A 19489-nucleotide genomic window follows, 5' to 3' on the forward strand; every position below is an offset into this window, starting at 1 on the left:
CGGTGCGGTGCGGCAACCTTGGCGCCGATGATGGTCGGGAAGGCATAGCCGCAGTTGCCAAAGCTCATCGCCGCAAAGAAGCTGCGCGGCTTTTCGAAGCGCAGATAGCTGTTCGCCACCGAGTTGATGTTGCCGATGTCGGTCGACACCATCACGTCTTCCGGCATCGCCTTTTCCAGCTCGCGCAAGACCTGGCGCGGGTGCAGGTAATTGCCCGGCTCTTTCTTCTGCTCTTCGATCATGTCCAGGCTGTACGCATCCTTCTCGTGCGTCCAGTTGGTCAGCTCCTCTTCCCACGCGGCCTTTTCCGCTTGCACGGTGGCGTAGCGTTCTTCGCGCGTGGCGTCGCAATCGAGGGTCTTGCCATCCAGGCGGGCAATAATCGCCTTGGCGGCCGCCTTGGCGTCGCCGCAGATGCCCACCGAAATTTTCTTGACCAAACCGAGCATCTTGTTGTCCGCGTCGATCTGGATGATCTTGGCATTCTTCGGCCAGTAATCCATGCCGTGCTGCGGCAAGGTGCCGAACGGTCCCAGGCGCGAACCGAGGGCCACGACGACGTCGGCCTGGGCGATCAGTTTCATGGCCGCCTTGGAACCCTGGTAGCCGAGCGGGCCGCACCACAGCGGATGGCTGGCGGGAAACGAGTCGTTATGCAGATAGCTGTTGACGACGGGTGCGCCCAGGCGTTCGGCCAGCGCCTTGCACTCTTCGATGGCTTCGCCCATGACGACGCCGCCACCCGAGATGATCACGGGGAACTTGGCTTTCGCCAGGAGCTCGGCCGCATCGTTGAGGCTTTGTTCGCCGCCGGCGCCGCGGTCCAGGCGGTTCGGTTTCGGGATTTCCGCCTTGATTTCACCATAGAAATAGTCGCGCGGAATGTTCAATTGCGTCGGTCCCATTTCCGACATGGCGCGGTCAAAGCAGCGGCCCGTGAATTCAGCCATGCGGGCCGGATTCGTCACATGCCCCTGGTACTTCGTGAATTCCTCGAACATCGGCAGCTGGTTCGCTTCCTGGAAACCGCCCAGACCCATGCTCATCGTGCCCGTCTCAGGGGTAATGATGACCACCGGGGTATGCGCCCAGTAGGCGGCGGCGATGGCGGTCACGCAATTGCTGATGCCGGGGCCGTTCTGGCCGATGACGACGCCATGGCGGCCCGAGACGCGGGCATAGCCGTCGGCCATGTGGCCGGCGCCCTGCTCGTGCACGACGGGAATCAAACGGATGCCGGCCGGGGCAAAGATATCCATCGGGTCCATGAAGGCCGAGCCCATGATGCCGAACATATCGGTCACGCCATTGGCGGCCAGGGTTTCCACGAACGCTTCGGAAGGCGTCATCTTTTGCGGGCCCACAGGTATCGCTGCGGCGGCGGCTTTTTGGTCGGACAAATCGGTCATGGCTCAGTCTCCTTACGGTTTTATGAAAAATCGGTATATTTTGTTCCGATATTTGAAATACGTGTTCAATTTAACGGTTGCGAAATGCGCTGTCAATGAAAATTCATGAAAAATCGGACTGTTTCATTCCTGAATCCGGAATCCGTGACTTAGGTCCACTCCTGAAACAACAATGGCGGCTTATCCGCAACAGACAAGCCGCCATCGTTCTCCTTCTGCGCCGCGCTTAGAACTTCAGGCGCATGCCGGCCGTAAAGGCGCTCGAGTTATGCCCAGGCAAGGGCACGCTGCCGCCGCTGGAGGCATCGCCAACGAAATTGGTGCCCGCGCCGTCGTTGTTGATGCGGCCGTACGAGGTATACAGATTCGTGCGCTTGGACAAGGCATAGGTATAGCCGATGGCCAGCTGGCGCCCGCCGCGGCGCGCATTCGTGCGGTCATCCTTCTTGATGTAGGACGCCATCACGCTGCCCGCCGCGCCTACAGGGGCCGACGCACCCAGCATGTAGTTGCGGAAATCCGTGCCCGCATCATCCTTGTCCGTTTCATACGCGGCGTGCAGCTTGGCGGGACCGAAGTCATAGGTGCCGCCCAGCAAGGTCACTTTCGCCGTGTTCAGCGGCGTATCCTTGCGGTTGTCATGCGCCAGGGTCAGTACCAGCGGGCCATTGGCGTAGTCGATGGAAAAGTCGATGGTGCGGCCCAGGGTGTTGCTGTCCGGCTTTTCGCCCAAGCCATACATGATGGCAGCCGACAAGCCGTTCACCTTCGGCGTTTCATACATGATGGAGTTTTTCGTGCGCAGGCTGGCCACGCTCATCAGGTTGATCGAGGCGCCCGTCATGCCCGTCTCGAAGGGGTCGATATTGTCCAGCGCGGTAAACAGCGGGTTGTGCTGCAAGCCCAGGTTCACGGCGCCGAAGCCGCCCGACAGGCCCACGTAGGCCTTGCGCCCGAACAAGGCGCCCTGGCGGTTGGCGCCAGTATCCACGTCGAGGCCATTTTCCAGCAAGAAGTTGGCCTTTAAATTATTGCCCAGGTCTTCCGTGCCCTTGAAGCCGATGCGGCTGCCCGACTGCACGCCGGTGGCCAGCTTGGTGACGGAACCGTCCGCGCCGCCATGTTCGGATGTCAGGCCCGCGTCGAGCAAGCCGTACACGGTGACGGACGATTGGGCGCTGGCGCTGCCAGCGAAGAAGGAGGCCAGGATGGCTGCCGCTACGAGTGTGTGTTTCATGTCATCTCCAGGTATTGTGGTTTTTATAAACGCTTGAAACGATAATCAACTACGGTGCTGCAAACTTGGCTCAGGCGATCAGCCCGGCCATTGGCGACGACGGCGAGGCGTGCATGGCGCCAGGCTGCGTCATACTTTTCGGCATGCGTCCGGCCAGGTAGGCCTCGCGTCCGCCCTGCACTGCCAGTTTCATGGCGCGCGCCATGCGTATCGGTTCGCGCGCCGCCGCGATGGCGGTATTCATCAAAATGCCGTCGCAACCGAGTTCCATGGCGATGGCTGCGTCTGATGCCGTGCCCACGCCTGCATCGACCAGCACGGGCACGCGGGCTTGCTCGATGATCAGCGACAGATTCCACGGATTCAGAATGCCCATGCCCGAGCCGATCAGGGACGCCAGCGGCATGACGGCGATGCAGCCGAGGTCTTCCAGCATGCGCGCCTGGATGGGGTCGTCGCTGCAATACACCATCACCTGGAAGCCGTCGCGCACCAGCTCCTCGGCCGCCTTCAAGGTTTCCGGCATGTTCGGGAACAGGGTCTTTTCATCGCCGAGCACTTCCAGCTTGCACAGCGGGTGGCCGCCCAGCAGCTCGCGCGCCAGCTGCAAGGTATAGACGGCGTCGCGCGCGTTGTAGCAGCCGCCCGTATTGGGCAGGATCGTGTATTTCGATGGCGGAATGAAGTCGAGCAGGTTCGGCTCGCCCTTTTCCTGGCCGATGTTGACCCTGCGTATCGTCACGGTGACGATCTCGGCGCCGCTCTCTTCGATGGCCAGGCGCGTTTCCTCGAAATCCTTGTATTTGCCCGTGCCCACCAGCAGGCGCGACTGGTAGGTGGTGCCGGCCAAGGTCAGGCCGCCGGGTGCTTGGCTGGGGGTGGCGTCGTCTCTCATCGTGGTGCTCTCCTAAGTTGAACCAAAGCGGTCTCTGGCCGGGGTGGCTCCCCGCAAAACGCAAAATCGACTTCCGGCCGGCGTCCCGACACGAGGTCGGCGATCGCCCTGCCCGCGCCGCAGCCCATGGTCCAGCCCAGGGTGCCGTGGCCCGTGTTGAGGAACAACTGGCGGTAGCGCGTGGCGCCGATATACGGCACGTTCGAAGGCGTCAGGGGGCGCAGGCCGGCCCAGTAGACGGGGTCGCTGTAATCGCAGGCGTGCGGGAACAGCGCCTGCACGCGGCGCGTGATGGCGGCGCAGCGCACGGGATTGAGTTCCCGCGTATAGCCGTTCAGCTCGCACGTGCCCGCCACGCGCAGGCGTTCGCCCAGGCGCGAAAACACGAGCTTGTGGCCATCGTCCGTCAGCGAGACGGTCGGTGCGGCGGATGTGTCAAGAATCGGATAGGTGGCGGAATAACCTTTGCCCGGATACAGCATCAAGCGCATGCCCAGCGGATGCAGCAAGGGCGCTGAAAAGCTGCCCATGGCCACCACCACGGCGTCCGCATGCTCGATGCGGTGGCGCCCTTGCGCATCGATGCATTCCACACCTGTGATGCGTTCGCCATCCGCCAGCAAACGCGTCACGGTGCTGCCGTACTGAAAATCCACGCCGGCAGCGGCGGCGCGGGCCGCCAAGGCCGTGGTAAACAGATGCACGTCCCCCGACTCGTCGCTGGCCGTAAAGTCGCCGCCGACGATGTGCGGGCGGGCATGGGCCAGGGCCGGTTCCAGCCGTATCACTTCATCGGCGCTGACGGTATTGCGCGGGCAGCCCAGCTCGCGCAAGAGGGCGGCGCCCGACTGCGATTTATCGAACTCCTGCTGGTCCGTATAGAAATGCAGAATGCCGCGCTCCAGGTGGTCATATTCGATACCCGTTTCGCGGCGCAGGGCTTGCAAGCTCTGCCGGCTGTACTCGGCCAGGGCGACGATCTGCCGCATATTGCGCGACACGCGCGACGGCAGGCACTCGCGCAGGTAGTGCAGCGCCCACTGCCATTGCAGCGTATCGAGGCGGGGCCGGAACAGCAGCGGCGCGTCGTCCTTGCCCAGCCAGCGCACGACCTTGCGCAGGGTGGCAGGGTTGGCCCACGGTTCCGCATGCGAGACGGAAATCTGCCCGCCATTGCCGAAGCTGGTTTCCTGCGCGGCGCCCGGCTGGCGCTCGAACACGCGCACATCGTGGCCAGCCTGGCGCAAATACCAGGCCGATGCCGTGCCGACCACGCCGGCGCCGAGGACTAGGATCTTCATGGCAACTGGCCTGGAATCAGCGCGTCAGCAGCACGGCGATGGCGACAAAGGCGGCGATCCACACAGTTTCCATCACCAGCATGATCACGGGACGCCAGCCCAGCGAGGCCAGCGACTGGAACGACGTTTTCACGCCCAGCGCGGCAATGGCGATGACGAGGCAGGCGCGCGAGGCATTGTTGATCCAGCCATTCACTTCCTGCGGGATCAGGCCCAGGCTGTTCGTGATGACGAGCCACACAAAGCCGATCAGGAAGAATGGCACGAGCGGCGGCGCATCGACTTCGCTCTTGCCGTCCTTGCGCTTGAACAGGATCGACAGACCCAGCACGACAGGCACGAGGCAAGCGACGCGCGTCAGCTTGACGAAGGTGGCCACGTCGCCCGTGTGGTTGCTGACCAGATAGCCCGCGCCCACCACTTGCGCCACGTCATGAATCGTGCCGCCGATGAACACGCCCGCTTCCGTCGGATCAAAGCCCAGCAGCTTGACCAGCAGCGGGTAGACGATCATGGCCAGGGTCGACAGCGACGTCACGCCCACCACCGTCAGCAAGGTGAATTTTTCGTTTTCCTTGGTTTGCGGCAGCACGGCCGAGATGGCCAGCGCGGCCGAGGCACCACAGATGGCCACGGAACCGCCCGACAGGATGCCTTCCGTGATGGGGCGTTTCAGCCACCTGGCCAGCAGGTAGCCGAAGCCCAAAGTTGCCACCAGGCCGCCGACGACGATCAATAACGGCGTCACGCCCACGGAAGCGATCTGGTTGAAGGTGATACGCGCGCCCAGCAGGGCCACGCCCGTGCGCAGCAGCACCTTGCTGCAAAACTCGATGCCGGGCTTGCAGGTGGGGTCGGACGAGAGGAAGTGGAAAGCCAGGCCGAAGAACAGCGCATACAGCAGCTGAGGACCACCGTAATTGCTGGAAATAAAGGTGGCTGACAGGGCGATCACCAGCGCGATGGCCACGCCGGGCCAGCTGCGCAGCACGGCGCGGGGACGCCAGATGGCAACGGCGGAAGACAGGTAGGGAATGTTCTTGTCGACAACGCGTGTTATCGCTGAGGAGTTGGTTTTCATGCGGGTCCGCTCATAATGTTTTAAAAATTGGGACATTTCATCTCGTTTTTTAATAATACACGATGAGCTAGCGAAGTCCATGCTTTTCCATGAAAATCGAAACCGAATGTTCCGGAAACTGACGTTTTAAGGTTAATGCTGGCGTAAACGACAAGCGGCGCGGCCCTTTGCAGGGACGCGCCGCCGTGGCAGGCCGTTGAACGATTACTTTTTGTTCAGGCGGGTAATCAGGCTGGATGTATCAAAGCGGTTGCCGCCCGCCTGTTGCACTTCGCCATAGAACTGGTCCGTCAAGGTCGTCACGGGCAAGTCGCTGCCGTTGCGCTTGGCTTCGGCGAGGCAGATGCCGAGGTCCTTGCGCATCAGGTCGACGGCAAAACCGAAATCGAACTTGCGCTCTATCATGGTCTTGCCCCGGTTTTCCAGCTGCCACGACTGCGCCGCGCCCTTGGAAATCACGTCGACGACCAGGGCCGCATCGAGGCCCGCGTTTTCCGCAAAGGCGATGCCTTCGCTCAAGGCTTGCACCAGGCCCGCGATGCAGATCTGGTTGACCATCTTCGTCAGCTGGCCGGAACCGGAAGCGCCCATGTAGGTGACGGCGCGCGAGAACAGGGCGATGACGGGCTCGGCCCGTGCATACGCCTCGGCATCGCCGCCCGCCATCACCGTCAGCTTGCCGTTTTCCGCGCCCGCCTGGCCGCCGGACACAGGCGCGTCGAGGAAGAACACGCCCTGCTCTTTCGCCGCCGCGTGGATGGTGCGCGCCGCTTCGGCCGAGGCCGTCGTGTGGTCGATCAGGATGCTGCCCGGCGCCATGGCGGACAGCAAGCCGCCCTCTTCCAGGATGACCTGGTACAGGTCGTTATCGTTGCCGATGCAGGTAAAGACGAACTCGGCACCCGCCGCCGCGGCAGCCGGCGTGGCGGCGCTGCTGCCCTTGTGCTGTTCCAGCCAGGCGGCCGCGCGGGCCGGGTTGCGGTTGTACACGGTGACGTCGTGCCCGCCCGCCGCCAGGTGACCTGCCATGGGGAAACCCATGACGCCCAAACCGATGAATGCCACTTTTGCCATATTGTCCGTCCTGTCGATGAATGAATCCGATTATTGTTGCACAAATGGCCCGTGGCGGCAGCATGGCGCGGCCCTACGCGACGTTTGGCGTACACGCAGTGGTGATTGGGAAACATCCGCTTTTCAGCTATACAAGACGAAAATTATCATAAAGAACTTTATATTGCATTTTTTTCTAGTTAATATTATATTGAATTGGCATTATAAATAAGTAAACTTTTGCCGCATCCTTTTCCCAACCCTTGTGAAGGAGTCGATCTTGCAAACTGCATTCTCCCGCCTGAAAATCATGAGCGCCGCCGCCCTGCTGCTCGCCGCCAGCGCCGCACACGCAGACATCACGGTGTTTACCAGCCAGTCCGCCTATCTGGCAGCGGTCGGCAATACCGGCGTCGACACCTTTGATGATTTACCCATCGATGCGCTCGACGGCCCGCTGAACCGCAACGCGGGCAGCTATGCCTACACGGTCAGCAGCGTTGGCGCCTCGCCCATCCTGTATGGCGCAGGCACGGGCAGCGACAACTGGCTGAGTACGAACGACCGCAACGACAGCGTGGTGTTCTCCAACTTTTCCAGTGCCGTACGCGGTGTGGGGGGATTCTTCTTCGGCTCGAACTTTGCCGGCGAATATGCCAATGGCCAGAGCATCACACTGACAGCGCGCAATGCGCTGGGCGAGCTGCTCAGCTATGATCTGGCCCTGCCGACGCAAGCTTCGTTTATCGGCTTCGTGTCGTCGGACGCATTCTCCGACCTGTCCGTCAGCACAGCCGGACAGATCGGTATCTGGCCAACCATCAATAACCTGTCCGTGTCGGCCGTACCGGAGCCAGCCACTTACGGCATGCTGCTGGGCGGCCTGGGCTTGCTCGGCTTCATGGCGCGCCGCCGCCGAGTCAGCCAGCAGTAAGCAAACTGGCGCCTGGTACGGCTGCCGGCAGCCGTACCAGGCCTGCCATCACGACAATATCTCGCGCAACGCCGCCATCAAGGCTGCGCACTCGCCCACATTACCAATGCTGATGCGCAAATACTGGCTGATGCGCGGCGCATTGAAGTGGCGCACGATCACGGAGCGGGCACGCAAGCCGGCGGCCAGTTGCGCCGCGTCATGCTGCGGATGACTGGCAAAGACAAAGTTGGCCACCGAGGGCAGTACCTCGAAGCCCAGCGCCGCCAAGTCCGCCGTCAGCTGCTCGCGGGTGGCAATAACGGCCTGGCGCGTCTGCTGGAAATACGCTTCGTCGTGCAGCGATGCGACGGCCCCGGCCAGCGCCAGCCGGTCCAGCGGATACGAGTTGAAACTGTTCTTCACTCTTTCCAGCGCCTCGATCAAGTCCGGATGCCCGAATGCACAGCCCACGCGCAAACCGGCCAGCGAGCGCGATTTCGAGAACGTCTGCACCACCAGCAAGTTCGGATACCGCGCCACCAGGGCCACGGCGCTCTCGCCGCCGAAATCCACATACGCTTCATCGACCACCACCACGGCATCGGGATGGGCGCGCAGCAAGGTTTCCACGCCGGCCAGCGGCAAGTCCACGCCCGTGGGGGCGTTAGGATTCGGGAAGATGATGGCGCCACACGGCCCCTGGTAGTCTTCCGGACGGATGCGCATGGCATCGTCGAGCGCCACCGTGCGGTAATCGATGCCGTACAGCTTGCAATACACGGGGTAGAAGCTGTAGCTGATGTCCGGGAACAGCAGCGGCGCATCGTGCTTGAGCAAGGCCATGAAGGCCAGCGCCAGCACTTCGTCGGAGCCATTGCCGACGAACACTTGATTGCTGTTCAAGCCGTGGTAGTCGGCCAGGGTTTGCTTCAGTTCGCTGGCGGACGGATCAGGGTAGAGGCGCAGGCTGTCGCTGGCTGCTTCGCGCAGTGCGGCGAGCACCTGCGGCGACGGACCGTAGGGATTTTCGTTGGTGTTGAGTTTGACCAGGTTGGGCAGTTTGGGTTGCTCGCCCGGGATGTAGGGGGTCAGCTCGCTGACGATATTGCTCCAGAATCGGCTCATTGCTTGGGTATGGGGACAGGATGGGGATACGGTAGATTACCATAGGGTGAGCGGGGTCAAGGCGGACAGTATCGGCGAGGAGTAGCGTGGGCGGCATCAGCCCCAACGTGAAGAGGACGCAGCATGAACAGCATGCACAAGCTGAGCGATACGCAAATGCGGCATGGCGCGCTGACGCAACAGTCACGCCAGCGCAAGATCGATGCGTGGCTACAGGTCGCAGCCAGTCTCAGCGAGCAGATCACCGTCGAATTGCAGACTGCCACGGAGCAGCTACAGGGCAAAGGAATGGCCGACTTGCAGCGCGTGACGGCGCTGGCGCAACGCCTGGCAAGCAATGGCAAAGCCATGCGCGATACCCTCGGGACACTGTTTGACAGCGGTGAAAAAAGCGAGGAGCATGCAGTGACAAGCACGGAGGATTGCGCCATGGACGAGCAAGTCAACACGCTGGGAAAGGACATGGCCAGTGTGAAACTGGACGTAAAGGATGTAAAGGCCGATGTGACTAACATCAAAGTCGATGTTGCGGACTTGAAAACCGATGTTGCGGACATCAAGGTGGACGTTGCCGGCCTGAAAACGGATGTCACTGCTCTCAAGACCGATGTCGGCGTTCTCAAGACGGATGTCAGTGGCTTGAAACTGGACCTCGCTGTGGTGCGCTCCAATTATGCGACCAAGTCCGATGTGGCTGAGGCGAAGTCGGCTGTCATCCTGTCGGGTGTGGGGACGATCATTGCCATGTCGGGCGTCGCATTTGCGGTGGCGAGGCTAGTGCATTAGATTGCGTTTGTGGGAGCGCTGGCTTTCAAAGCCTGAATGGAGGAAAAAACGCCTTGCGCTGCGCGCTTTGGGCGGTTTTTTCTACCTGCCTTATTGCGCTGGCGGCTTGCACATGTGGCGGGTATAAAAAAAGCTCCCTTGCGGGAGCTTCTCTTATGTATTCTGGCGGAGAGGGTGGGATTCGAACCCACGGTACGATTTAACGTACGCTTGATTTCGAGTCAAGTACATTCGACCACTCTGCCACCTCTCCGTTTACTGCGGTCTATTCGTTCAAACTGGCGTGCCTGTCTGAACGAGGCGCTATTTTAGCATGGGGATTGTTGGGTTGGGTAGGGGTTTTATTGGCGATTTGCAACTGAGGGCTGGTAGCCAAACCAAAAAACCAATTGGTCGATTCGGGGAGTCTCGTACAAGGCGCGGCTCGCCTTTGTAGACGCCACCTTGGCGCACGCGTGAAACCAAATTGACGATTCGGGGAGCCTCGCGCGAATACGCGCTCGTCTTCGAATCCCACGCGCAAGGCGCGCAGGCGCCTTGCTCCTTTCCGCCGCCACAAATAAAAAAAGCTCCCTTGCGGGAGCTTTCTCTATTTGTTCTGGCGGAGAGGGTGGGATTCGAACCCACGGTACGATTTAACGTACGCTTGATTTCGAGTCAAGTACATTCGACCACTCTGCCACCTCTCCATTTGCTGCGGTCTTCCCCGCATTGCTGCGAGAAGGCAAGATTATAGCAGCCCGCGGCGAAAAGAAAAGGACTATTTTAAGCCTTCAGATGCGTCAGGCCACCCATGTACGGGCGCAGCACGGCCGGGATCTCGACGCTGCCGTCTGCCTGCTGGTAGTTTTCCAGCACAGCCACCAGGGTGCGTCCCACTGCCAGGCCGGAGCCGTTCAGGGTGTGGGCCAGTTCCGGCTTGCCGGCGGCGTTACGGAAACGCGCCTGCATGCGGCGGGCCTGGAAGGCTTCGCAGTTCGACAGGGACGAGATTTCACGATAGGTGTTTTGCGCCGGCAGCCACACTTCCAGGTCGAAGGTCTTGGTGGCGCCGAAACCCATGTCGCCCGTGCACAGCGACATCACGCGGTATGGCAGGCCCAGGCGTTGCAAAATCGTTTCCGCATGGCCGACCATTTCATCGAGCACCTGGTACGACGTGTCCGGATGCACCACTTGCACCATTTCCACCTTGTCGAACTGGTGCTGGCGGATCATGCCGCGCGTGTCGCGGCCATAGCTGCCCGCTTCCGAACGGAAGCATGGCGTATGGGCCGTCATTTTCAGGGGCAGTTGATCCAGCGCGAGGATTTCATCGCGCGCGATATTGGTCAGCGACACTTCAGACGTCGGGATCAGGTAGAAGGTCTCGCCCTCGCCTTCCGCGCCGCCTTTTTTCACCGAGAACAGATCGGCTTCGAATTTCGGCAGTTGGCCCGTGCCGCGCAGCGAGTCGGCATTGACCATGTACGGGGTATAGCATTCCGTGTAGCCGTGCTCGTCCACATGGGTGTTGAGCATGAATTGCGCCAGCGCGCGGTGCAGGCGGGCGATGCCGCCCTTCATGACGGAGAAGCGCGAACCGGTCAGCTTGGTGGCCACTTCGAAATCGAGGCCCAGCGGGCCGCCCACGTCGACGTGATCCTTGACTTCAAAGTCAAAAGTGCGTGGCGTGCCGACCTTGCGCACTTCCACGTTGCCCGACTCGTCCGTACCCAGAGGCGACGATTCGTGCGGCAAATTCGGCACGGCCATGATGAAGTCGCTCAGCTTGGCTTGCACTACGCTCAGGGCCGTTTCATCGGCTTTCAATTCATCGCCCAGGCCGGCCACTTGCGCCATCACGGCCGAGGTGTCTTCCCCCTTGCCTTTCAACATGCCGATTTGCTTGGACAGCGCATTGCGCTTGCCCTGCAGCTCTTCGGTGCGCGTCTGGATCGCCTTGCGTTCGGCTTCGAGGGCATTGAAACCTGCCACGTCGAGCTGGAATTTGCGCGTCGCCAGGCGTTCTGCGACGGTGGCGATGTCTTTACGGAGAAGTTGGATATCTATCATGGGTGGATGGCGGTGCCGATGTATCGAAAGCACTCATTGTACCAAGACCCGTTCAGTTCTTTATGAGTTTTGCACATGGCCAACCATCGTCATGGCGGCATGGCCGGGCACTCGCACCCGCTTTACATTTTCTGCTTGGCTTATTGCTTAAATGAACGCGGCTTTTTCGGCAGCGGTCAGGCGGCGGGCGCTGACGGTAACGACAGGCATCGTACTGTCGGCAGCCTGAGCGATCACGGTGCTGCTGGCGCTCACTTCCACCGTATTCGCGCCGGCGGTGGCGAAGCTGGCGCCGATGGCGATGATGGCGGCGGCGACAAAGGTGATTTCCATGTTTTTCAGTGCGTTCATGATGTTACTCCTGGTTAGTTTGTTTCGTTGACTGCTGCTGGTATGGTGGTACTTTAGCCAACGGCCGCGAACAACGCCACCGGCTTGCGACCAGCGGCGAAAAACAGGGAGCGAACGGTGAAAAACGGGGACTGAAGCGCAGAGAATAGTTACAAGGCATCCTTGACCAGACGCCCCAGGCGGCCAATGGCCTGCTCGATGCGCGGCGTCCACGCATTGCCGCAATTAAGGCGCAGATAATTGCCGAACTTGCCCGAGGCCGAGAACAGCTGCCCCGGCATATACGCCACGCCTTCCGCGATGGCCTGGCCGTGCAGGGCCAGCGCATCGATATGCGGCGGCATCTGCACCCACAGCACGAAACCGCCCTGCGGCTCGGACAGCATGCAGTCCGCCGGGAAGCTGGCCGCCACGGCGTCGGACATGCGGGCGATGCGCTGCACCAGGGTGCGCCGCATCTTGCGCAGCTGCTGGTCGTAGCTGCTGCCTTCCAAAAAGTCGGCCAGCACGGCCTGGAAGAAATGGCTGGTGGCACCGCTCGACACGGTTTTGAGCAAAGCCACTTCCTGCGCGAAACGCCCGGCCAGCACGTAGCCGACGCGCGACGCGGGCGTGATGGCCTTGGAAAACGAGGAGCACAATAAAACGTTGCCGCTCGTATCGTAGGCTTTCACGGGCCACGGCCGCTGCGGTGCAAAGCACAGGTCGCCATACACATCGTCCTCCACCAACGGAATATTGAATTCCGACAGCAGCCCCGCCAGCCGTTTCTTGTTTGCTTCCGGCATGACGCAGCCCAGGGGATTATTTGCGTTCGGCACGAACAGACACGCTTGCACGAGGCCGGCACGCAGGGCCAGCTCGAGCGCGTCGAGCGACGGCCCCGTCTTCGGGTCGGTGGGAATTTCCAGCGCCTTCATGCCCAGGCTTTCGATCATCTGCAGCAGCACGAAATACGTGGCCGACTCGATGGCGATGGTGTCGCCCGGCTTGGCGACAGCGCGCAGACACAGGCTGATCGCTTCCGTGCAGGAATTCGTCACGACGATCTCTTGCGGGTCCAGCTTGCCCCAGTCCAGCGCCCGGCGCGCAACCTGGCGCAGGAAATTGCCTTCGCTGACGTCGTAGCAGCTGACCTTGCTCAATAAAGCGGGTTCGCGCCGCGCCACGGCGCTGATGGTGCGCTGCATGCGCTTGATGGGCAGTATCTCGTCGGGCGGCCAGGCCGTGCCCAGCTGCACGATATTCGCCGTCTCGTTGTCCTTCAGCACGCGCATCAACAGATTGTTGATGCCGACGAAGGCCGGCTCCTTCAGGTGCTGGGCGTCGGCACTGCAGGGCCGGCGCGGCGCCCGGTGGCGCACGAAATAGCCGGACTGGGGCCGCGCATCGACCTGCCCCCGGTCTTCCATCAGGCGCAAGGCTTGCATCACGGTACTGATGGAGATGCGCTTTTGCTGCGCCAGGTGGCGGATCGACGGCAGGCGGTCGCCGGGCGCGAACACGCGCGAGTCGATCAAGGCGCCCAGCTCGTTGGCCAGGTGCTCGTACAGATTCAAATGCGCGCTCATGTTCATCCTTTCAGTATGCGGCTGCCGCGCGTCGCCGGCACAGATACAGTTGCCGAGTTTTTTGATAAGCACAGTCTACGACAAGGGACACTGTATTCATGACAATTTCGTTTTCCTGCATCTGTCATGGTTCACCGCAAGGGCCTAAGCTGTTCCTGTCAGCACAACAGGAGCGATGCCATGCATACCGACCACGAATTACGCAGCGAACGGCCTTTACGCCTGGAAAAAGCGCATGCCAAGGTCATCGAATGCCTGTCCGGCACGGCGTGGATCACGGCCTACGCCCAGTTCGAGGATTGCGTGCTGCGCAGCGGCGAACGCTATACGATACCGAATGACGGCCTGGTGCTGGTCGAAGCCGTGGGCAGCGGACACATCCGCGTCCATGGCACGGCCGCACCCCGCCCTACCCTGCTGCGCTGGCTGAGCCTGGCACTGCCTCACACCTTGAATATTAGGAATACATGACTCAAGCACCACCACTGCGCGTCCTCGTCACGGGCGCCGCCGGCGTTATCGGCACCGTTTTCTGGAAGAGCCGGCACGGGGAATTCTCCCTGCGCCTGGCCGACCTGCACACAGGCAAGCTGGCCGAAGCGCCCTGCCCATCCATTCAACTCGACGTGGCCGACTATGCCGCCTGCCTGGCCGCCTGCACCGATATCGACGTGGTGCTGCACCTGGCCGGCGTGCCGCACGCCAGCGCCGATTTCGATGCGCAATTGCTGCAGCCGAATATCCTCGGCACGCACAACATCTTCCGCGCGGCACAGGCGCAGGGCGTGAAAAGAGTCGTGTTTGCCAGCAGCGCGCAAGCCATCGAAGGCTATCCGCTCGACATGCAAGTGCAGGAAGACATGCCGGCGCGGCCCGCAAACATGTATGGCGCCAGCAAGGCCTTCGGCGAAGGCGTGGCCTCCGCGTTCGCGCACCAGCATGGCATGACGGCGATTGCCGTGCGCATCGCCAATGTGGCCAACTTTGCGCCAGGCCAGCAGCACAGCGCGCGCGACGTGGCCGCCTTCATCAGCGAACGGGACGTGGTGCAATTGCTGGCCCGCTGCATCGCCGCCGACGTGCCCCCCGGCTACCACGTCGTGCATGGCGTGTCGGACAACCGCTACAAGCGGCTGTCCATCGCGGCGACGCGCCAGCTGGTGGGCTACGCGCCGCAGGATGACGGTTTTACCTTGCTGGGTTTGTAGCCTCAGCCCTTGCCGGCTGGTTTTCCCGCTTTGCGGTCCAGCTCGCGCAGCCAGGCCAATTTATCGGCGATCTTGCTTTCCAGGCCGCGCGGCACGGGCTGATACCAGCCCGGTTCCGCCATGCCATCCGGAAAATAGGTTTCGCCGGCCGCGTAGGCATCGGGCTCGTCGTGCGCATAGCGGTAGGCGTGGCCGTAGCCCAGTTCCTTCATCAGCTTCGTCGGTGCATTGCGCAAGTGCACGGGCACTTCCTTCGATTTATCTTTCTTGACGAAAGCCATGGCCGTATTGAACGCGTTATAGCCGGCATTGCTTTTCGCGGCAATCGCCAGGTAAATCACGGCTTGGCCCAGCGCCAGCTCGCCTTCCGGCGAACCGAGGCGTTCATACGTTTCCGCCGCGTCATTGACCATGGTCAAGGCACGGGGATCGGCCAGGCCGATGTCTTCCCAGGCCATGCGCACGATCCGCCGCGACAGGTAGCGCGGGTCCGCGCCGCCGTCGATCATGCGGCAAAACCAGTACAGGGCCGCGTCCGGGTTCGAGCCGCGCACGGATTTATGCAGTGCGGAAATCTGATCATAGAAATTGTCGCCACCCTTGTCGAAGCGGCGTGAATTGAGGGTCAGCGCATTGTCGACAAAGGCCGCGTCGATCTTCGTCGTGCCCGTCGAGCTGGCGGCTGTCTCGGCCTGTTCCAGCAAATTCAGGAAGCGGCGCGCATCGCCATCCGCGTAGCCGATCAGGGTATCGGCGGCCGCCTCGTCGAAGGTCAGGTGCGTCAGCGCGGAACTTTGCGCCTTGGCCAGCAACTGCTTCATCTCGTCTTCGTTGAGCGATTTCAATACATACACTTGCGCGCGCGACAGCAGCGCCGAGTTCACTTCAAAGCTGGGGTTTTCCGTCGTGGCGCCAATGAAGGTCACCAGGCCCGATTCGACGAAAGGCAGCAAGGCGTCCTGCTGCGATTTGTTGAATCTGTGGATTTCGTCGACGAACAGCAGGGTGTGCTTGCCGAACTGGTCCAGGCTGTGGCGGGCCTGGTCCATGGCTGCACGGATATCTTTCACGCCAGCAAACACGGCCGACAAGGCGATGAATTCGCTGTCGAAGGCGTTCGCCATCAGGCGCGCCAGGGTCGTCTTGCCCACGCCGGGCGGTCCCCACAAGATCATCGAATGGGCCTTGCCCGCCTCGAACGCCAGGCGCAGCGGCTTGCCCACGCCCAGCAGGTGCGTCTGGCCGATGACTTCGTTCAGGGTGGCCGGCCGCAAGGCTTCAGCCAGCGGCTGGCGCGGTGCGGTGGAAAAGAGATCCGCCATAATGAGTTACCTAATAGGAATGCAAAAGCCCCGCATTGCTGCGAGGCCGGCTCATACGCAAGGCGCGACAGTCTTAATTATTAATGACGTCGGCGCCCTTGGGCATGACAAATTTAAAGTGATTGGCCGAAAGCGCCGGATTTTTCTGGAAGTTCTTGAACGCCAGCACCGACGTCTGGCCGAACGAATCGCGCAACTCCATCGCTTCCGGCACGCCGTTGCGCAAGCCGATGGTGATTTCATCAAACGTCGTGTCCTTGGCTTTCGGCGTGGCCTTCAGCCATTCCAGGCCATCGCGCGTGCCCGCTTCAGCCAGGGTGAAATTCTTTTCCAGGTCATTGCTGCCGAACAAAATCGCGGCCGGCGAGGAGCCGAGCGCGTCGCCCAGTTTCTTCACCGTCACCTGGCTCAAGTCCTTGTCGTAGATGTACAGCTTGTCGCCGTCCGCTTGCAGCAGCTGCTCGTACGGCTTCAGATACGTCCAGATGAACTTGCCCGGACGGGCAAACTCGAACGTGCCGCTGGCCGGCGTCGACACTTTCGCCTTGCCGCTGGCATCCGCCTTCTTGACTTGCCGCTGCACGAACTCGCCCTTGGCCGACTTGGTGCCGGCCGCAAAGCTCTTGAATTGCTCGAGGGCGCTGGCCGAGGCGCTGGCCGCGAACAGCAGGCTGCAGGCAACGCTGGCTGCGCCGATCATCATTTTTGCTGCGAAAGTCGTGTTCTTCATTCTGTTTACCCTTGTTCACTACTGGCCGCCGGCACCAGGATTTCCCGGTTGCCATTGGATTGCATGGTTGAGACCACCCCGCTCTGCTCCATCTGCTCAAGCAGACGGGCGGCGCGGTTGTAGCCGATGCGCAAGTGACGCTGCACCAGCGAAATCGAGGCGCGGCGGTTTTTCAGCACCACCGCCACCGCCTGGTCGTACAGGGCATCGGCCTCGCCGCCGCCCTCGCCCGGCGCGCCGCCTTCGGCGCCATCGCCTTCCAGGGTGCCGCCTTCGAGGATGCCCTCGATGTAATTCGGTTCGCCCTGCAGCTTGAGATGGCTGACAACGCGGTGGACTTCTTCATCGGAAACAAACGCACCGTGAACGCGCATCGGCAAGCCGGTGCCGGGCGGCATGTACAACATGTCACCCATGCCCAGCAGGGTTTCCGCGCCCATCTGGTCGAGAATGGTGCGCGAGTCGATCTTCGACGAGACCTGGAAGGCGATACGCGTGGGAATGTTCGCCTTGATCAAACCCGTGATCACGTCTACAGATGGGCGCTGCGTGGCCAGAATCAAGTGCAAGCCGGCGGCGCGCGCCTTTTGCGCGATACGCGCGATCAATTCCTCGACTTTTTTACCCACCACCATCATCAGATCGGCCAGCTCATCGATGATGATGACGATGGTCGGCAGTTTTTCCAGAGGCTCCGGCGAATCCGGCGTCAGGCTGAACGGATTCGGGATATGTTCTTCGCGCTTTTTCGCATCGGCAATCTTCGCGTTATAGCCGGCCAGGTTACGCACGCCCATCTTGCTCATCAGCTTGTAGCGGCGTTCCATCTCGTTCACGGCCCAGTTCAGCGCATGGCCAGCCTGGCGCATGTCCGTCACGACGGGCGCCAGCAAGTGCGGAATGCCTTCATACACGGACATTTCCAGCATCTTCGGATCGATCAGGATCAGGCGCACGTCGAGCGGATCGGACTTGTACAGCAGCGACAAAATCGTCGCATTGATACCGACCGACTTACCGGAACCGGTGGTGCCGGCCACCAGCAAGTGGGGCATCTTGGCCAGATCCGCCACGACGGGCTTGCCGGCGATATCCTTGCCCAGCGCAATCGTCAGGCTGGACACGCCATCGTTGTAGACCTTGGAGCCGAGGATTTCCGTCAGGCGCACGATCTGGCGTTTACTATTCGGCAGTTCCAGCGCCATATAGTTCTTGCCGGGAATGGTTTCCACCACCCTGATCGACGTCAAGGACAGCGAACGGGCCAGGTCGCGCGCCAGGCCGACGATCTGACTACCCTTGACGCCCGTGGCCGGCTCGATTTCATAGCGCGTCACCACCGGGCCGGGGTAAGCGGCCACTACCTTGGCATCCACGCCAAAGTCGGACAATTTCTTTTCGATCAGGCGGCTAGTAAACTCCAGGGTTTCCACGGAGACTGTTTCCACCACGGGCGGCGCTTCATCGAGCAAGGACAGCGGCGGCAGCTTGCCGTCGCCAGGGGTTTCAAACAGATGCGCCTGGCGTTCCTTTTCCACGCGCTCCGATTTCACCACCGTCACAACCTGCGGCTCGATCTTCACGGGTGGCGCGGCCACATGTTTCTCCACGTGCTTGGCCCGCTCGATCACCACCACTTCGTCGCGGCGCACGGCGGCCACTTCGCCCTGGCGGCGGTCTTCGCGGTCCTGGTAGCGCAGCACGAACCAGTTGAAGGCGTCTTCGATGGCGCCGCCGATGCGCTCGGCCACTTGCAGCCAGGACACATGGAAGAACAGACTGAAACCCAGGCCGAACAGCAGCAACAGCAGCAAGGTCGCGCCCGTAAAACCGAAGGCCACGTGCGCAGAGTGCCCCACCAGCTGGCCCAGCACGCCGCCCGGATCGCGCGGCAGCTGCACGTGCAGGCTCTTTGCCATGCGCAGGTATTCCAGGCCCATGCTGCCGATCAGCATGATGGAGAAGCCGACGATGCGGATCAGCATCTCGACATGGTGTTCGCGCTCCACCTCTTCCTCTTCCAGCAGGAAGCGGCGGCTCAAGCGCCGGTACCCATGCCACACCGTGCGCAGCAGCCACACGCACCACCACCAGGCGGAAAAACCAAAGATATACAGCAACAGATCGGAAAAGGTCGCACCGAGCTTGCCGCCCAGGTTGGCCACCTTGTCGACGTTGGTGGCATGCGACCAGCCGGGGTCGAGCTTGTTGAAGCTGGCCAGTATCAGCACGAAATACAGGGCAAACGCGGCCAGCGCGAACCAGCGCGCCTCGGACAGCAGCCGCACCAGCCGGTTGGGCAAGGGCCGGCGTTCGACCGGTTTTCGGGTGTAGCTATTTTGATTGGCCTGGGCTGGTTTAGTCATTCTGGGAAGCGCTGCAAGGTGATAAATGTTTCTGAAAGGGAATTTCCCATAATAAGGAAGTATTCTAAGCCATATATGCCCCG

The 19489-nt window shown here is 61.4% G+C and carries 17 protein-coding genes and 2 tRNA genes; 4 read left to right on the forward strand and 15 right to left on the reverse strand.

The features are described from left to right. The 6 genes from xsc to BLT98_RS28245 form a co-directional block, all read right to left on the reverse strand. On the reverse strand, positions 1 to 1409 hold a 1409-nt coding region (gene xsc, locus BLT98_RS28220), incomplete at its 3' end, for a sulfoacetaldehyde acetyltransferase (RefSeq protein WP_092613672.1). Positions 1410 to 1635: 226 nt separating this feature from the next. Next, complete coding sequence (locus BLT98_RS28225) at positions 1636 to 2646, reverse strand: porin (RefSeq protein WP_092613674.1); 1011 nt, start codon at positions 2644 to 2646, stop codon at positions 1636 to 1638. Positions 2647 to 2716: 70 nt separating this feature from the next. Then, positions 2717 to 3541 (reverse strand): thiazole synthase, encoded by an 825-nt coding sequence (locus tag BLT98_RS28230; protein ID WP_092613676.1) that lies wholly within the window; start codon positions 3539 to 3541, stop codon positions 2717 to 2719. Then, complete coding sequence (locus BLT98_RS28235; protein ID WP_092613678.1) at positions 3538 to 4842, reverse strand: D-amino acid dehydrogenase; 1305 nt, start codon at positions 4840 to 4842, stop codon at positions 3538 to 3540. Before BLT98_RS28235 ends, BLT98_RS28230 begins: the two co-directional genes overlap by 4 nt. A 16-nt stretch (positions 4843 to 4858) precedes the next feature. Continuing rightward, positions 4859 to 5923, reverse strand: a complete 1065-nt coding sequence (locus BLT98_RS28240; RefSeq protein WP_092613680.1) for a YeiH family protein — start codon at positions 5921 to 5923, stop codon at positions 4859 to 4861. A 204-nt stretch (positions 5924 to 6127) separates the two neighbouring features. Continuing rightward, on the reverse strand, positions 6128 to 6997 hold the full coding sequence (locus BLT98_RS28245; protein ID WP_070278732.1) for an NAD(P)-dependent oxidoreductase: 870 nt from the start codon (positions 6995 to 6997) through the stop codon (positions 6128 to 6130). A 259-nt stretch (positions 6998 to 7256) separates the two neighbouring features. On the opposite strand from BLT98_RS28245, the gene BLT98_RS28250 reads away from it, so the two are divergent. Further along, entirely contained in the window at positions 7257 to 7910 is a 654-nt protein-coding gene (locus BLT98_RS28250; protein ID WP_230522696.1) for a PEP-CTERM sorting domain-containing protein, read from the forward strand. A gap of 48 nt (positions 7911 to 7958) precedes the next feature. On the opposite strand, the gene hisC is transcribed toward BLT98_RS28250, so the two are convergent. Further along, positions 7959 to 9017: a histidinol-phosphate transaminase gene (gene hisC / locus BLT98_RS28255; RefSeq protein ID WP_092613682.1), complete on the reverse strand. Its 1059-nt coding sequence runs from the start codon at positions 9015 to 9017 to the stop codon at positions 7959 to 7961. A gap of 123 nt (positions 9018 to 9140) precedes the next feature. On the opposite strand from hisC, the gene BLT98_RS28260 reads away from it, so the two are divergent. Continuing rightward, complete coding sequence (locus BLT98_RS28260; protein ID WP_092613684.1) at positions 9141 to 9803, forward strand: hypothetical protein; 663 nt, start codon at positions 9141 to 9143, stop codon at positions 9801 to 9803. Between the two features lie 163 nt (positions 9804 to 9966). Here BLT98_RS28260 and BLT98_RS28265 read toward each other — a convergent pair. The 5 genes from BLT98_RS28265 to BLT98_RS28285 form a co-directional block, all read right to left on the reverse strand. Then, positions 9967 to 10056: transfer RNA gene (locus BLT98_RS28265), tRNA-Ser, on the reverse strand. A 346-nt stretch (positions 10057 to 10402) separates the two neighbouring features. Beyond that, positions 10403 to 10492 (reverse strand) — tRNA-Ser (locus BLT98_RS28270). Positions 10493 to 10568: 76 nt separating this feature from the next. Beyond that, a complete protein-coding gene (gene serS, locus BLT98_RS28275; protein WP_092613686.1) occupies positions 10569 to 11858 on the reverse strand; it encodes a serine--tRNA ligase in 1290 nt (429 codons plus the stop codon). A 147-nt stretch (positions 11859 to 12005) separates the two neighbouring features. Further along, positions 12006 to 12209, reverse strand: coding sequence for a hypothetical protein (locus BLT98_RS28280; protein ID WP_034786145.1), 204 nt, complete (start codon positions 12207 to 12209; stop codon positions 12006 to 12008). 149 nt (positions 12210 to 12358) lie between these two features. After that, entirely contained in the window at positions 12359 to 13780 is a 1422-nt protein-coding gene (locus BLT98_RS28285; RefSeq protein WP_070255271.1) for an aminotransferase-like domain-containing protein, read from the reverse strand. 180 nt (positions 13781 to 13960) lie between these two features. Here BLT98_RS28285 and BLT98_RS28290 point away from each other — a divergent pair, with 180 nt between their 5' ends. Beyond that, a complete protein-coding gene (locus BLT98_RS28290) occupies positions 13961 to 14251 on the forward strand; it encodes a DUF2917 domain-containing protein (protein ID WP_170846521.1) in 291 nt (96 codons plus the stop codon). Next, a complete protein-coding gene (locus BLT98_RS28295; RefSeq protein ID WP_092613690.1) occupies positions 14248 to 14988 on the forward strand; it encodes an NAD-dependent epimerase/dehydratase family protein in 741 nt (246 codons plus the stop codon). The genes BLT98_RS28290 and BLT98_RS28295 overlap by 4 nt, the downstream gene beginning before the upstream one ends. A gap of 2 nt (positions 14989 to 14990) precedes the next feature. On the opposite strand, the gene BLT98_RS28300 is transcribed toward BLT98_RS28295, so the two are convergent. The 3 genes from BLT98_RS28300 to BLT98_RS28310 form a co-directional block, all read right to left on the reverse strand. Then, on the reverse strand, positions 14991 to 16310 hold the full coding sequence (locus BLT98_RS28300; RefSeq protein ID WP_092613692.1) for a replication-associated recombination protein A: 1320 nt from the start codon (positions 16308 to 16310) through the stop codon (positions 14991 to 14993). A 73-nt stretch (positions 16311 to 16383) separates the two neighbouring features. Continuing rightward, positions 16384 to 17040: an outer membrane lipoprotein chaperone LolA gene (gene lolA / locus BLT98_RS28305; protein ID WP_034786149.1), complete on the reverse strand. Its 657-nt coding sequence runs from the start codon at positions 17038 to 17040 to the stop codon at positions 16384 to 16386. A gap of 5 nt (positions 17041 to 17045) precedes the next feature. Continuing rightward, positions 17046 to 19406, reverse strand: coding sequence for a DNA translocase FtsK (locus BLT98_RS28310; protein WP_092613696.1), 2361 nt, complete (start codon positions 19404 to 19406; stop codon positions 17046 to 17048). Between the last annotated feature and the right edge of the window lie 83 nt (positions 19407 to 19489).

It is taken from the genome of Janthinobacterium sp. YR213, assembly GCF_900099875.1.
Lineage (GTDB): Bacteria > Pseudomonadota > Gammaproteobacteria > Burkholderiales > Burkholderiaceae_D > Janthinobacterium > Janthinobacterium lividum.

Bases quoted from the DNA above. Each gene is read 5' to 3' on its own strand.
- hisC (WP_092613682.1), bottom strand. From the start codon at position 9,017: ATGAGCCGATTCTGGAGCAATATCGTCAGCGAGCTGACCCCCTACATC.
- BLT98_RS28310 (WP_092613696.1), bottom strand. From the start codon at position 19,406: ATGACTAAACCAGCCCAGGCCAATCAAAATAGCTACACCCGAAAACCG.
- serS (WP_092613686.1), bottom strand. From the start codon at position 11,858: ATGATAGATATCCAACTTCTCCGTAAAGACATCGCCACCGTCGCAGAA.
- BLT98_RS28295 (WP_092613690.1), top strand. From the start codon at position 14,248: ATGACTCAAGCACCACCACTGCGCGTCCTCGTCACGGGCGCCGCCGGC.
- BLT98_RS28260 (WP_092613684.1), top strand. From the start codon at position 9,141: ATGAACAGCATGCACAAGCTGAGCGATACGCAAATGCGGCATGGCGCG.
- BLT98_RS28230 (WP_092613676.1), bottom strand. From the start codon at position 3,541: ATGAGAGACGACGCCACCCCCAGCCAAGCACCCGGCGGCCTGACCTTG.
- BLT98_RS28280 (WP_034786145.1), bottom strand. From the start codon at position 12,209: ATGAACGCACTGAAAAACATGGAAATCACCTTTGTCGCCGCCGCCATC.
- lolA (WP_034786149.1), bottom strand. From the start codon at position 17,040: ATGAAGAACACGACTTTCGCAGCAAAAATGATGATCGGCGCAGCCAGC.
- BLT98_RS28300 (WP_092613692.1), bottom strand. From the start codon at position 16,310: ATGGCGGATCTCTTTTCCACCGCACCGCGCCAGCCGCTGGCTGAAGCC.
- BLT98_RS28240 (WP_092613680.1), bottom strand. From the start codon at position 5,923: ATGAAAACCAACTCCTCAGCGATAACACGCGTTGTCGACAAGAACATT.
- BLT98_RS28285 (WP_070255271.1), bottom strand. From the start codon at position 13,780: ATGAGCGCGCATTTGAATCTGTACGAGCACCTGGCCAACGAGCTGGGC.
- BLT98_RS28225 (WP_092613674.1), bottom strand. From the start codon at position 2,646: ATGAAACACACACTCGTAGCGGCAGCCATCCTGGCCTCCTTCTTCGCT.
- BLT98_RS28235 (WP_092613678.1), bottom strand. From the start codon at position 4,842: ATGAAGATCCTAGTCCTCGGCGCCGGCGTGGTCGGCACGGCATCGGCC.
- BLT98_RS28245 (WP_070278732.1), bottom strand. From the start codon at position 6,997: ATGGCAAAAGTGGCATTCATCGGTTTGGGCGTCATGGGTTTCCCCATG.
- BLT98_RS28290 (WP_170846521.1), top strand. From the start codon at position 13,961: ATGCATACCGACCACGAATTACGCAGCGAACGGCCTTTACGCCTGGAA.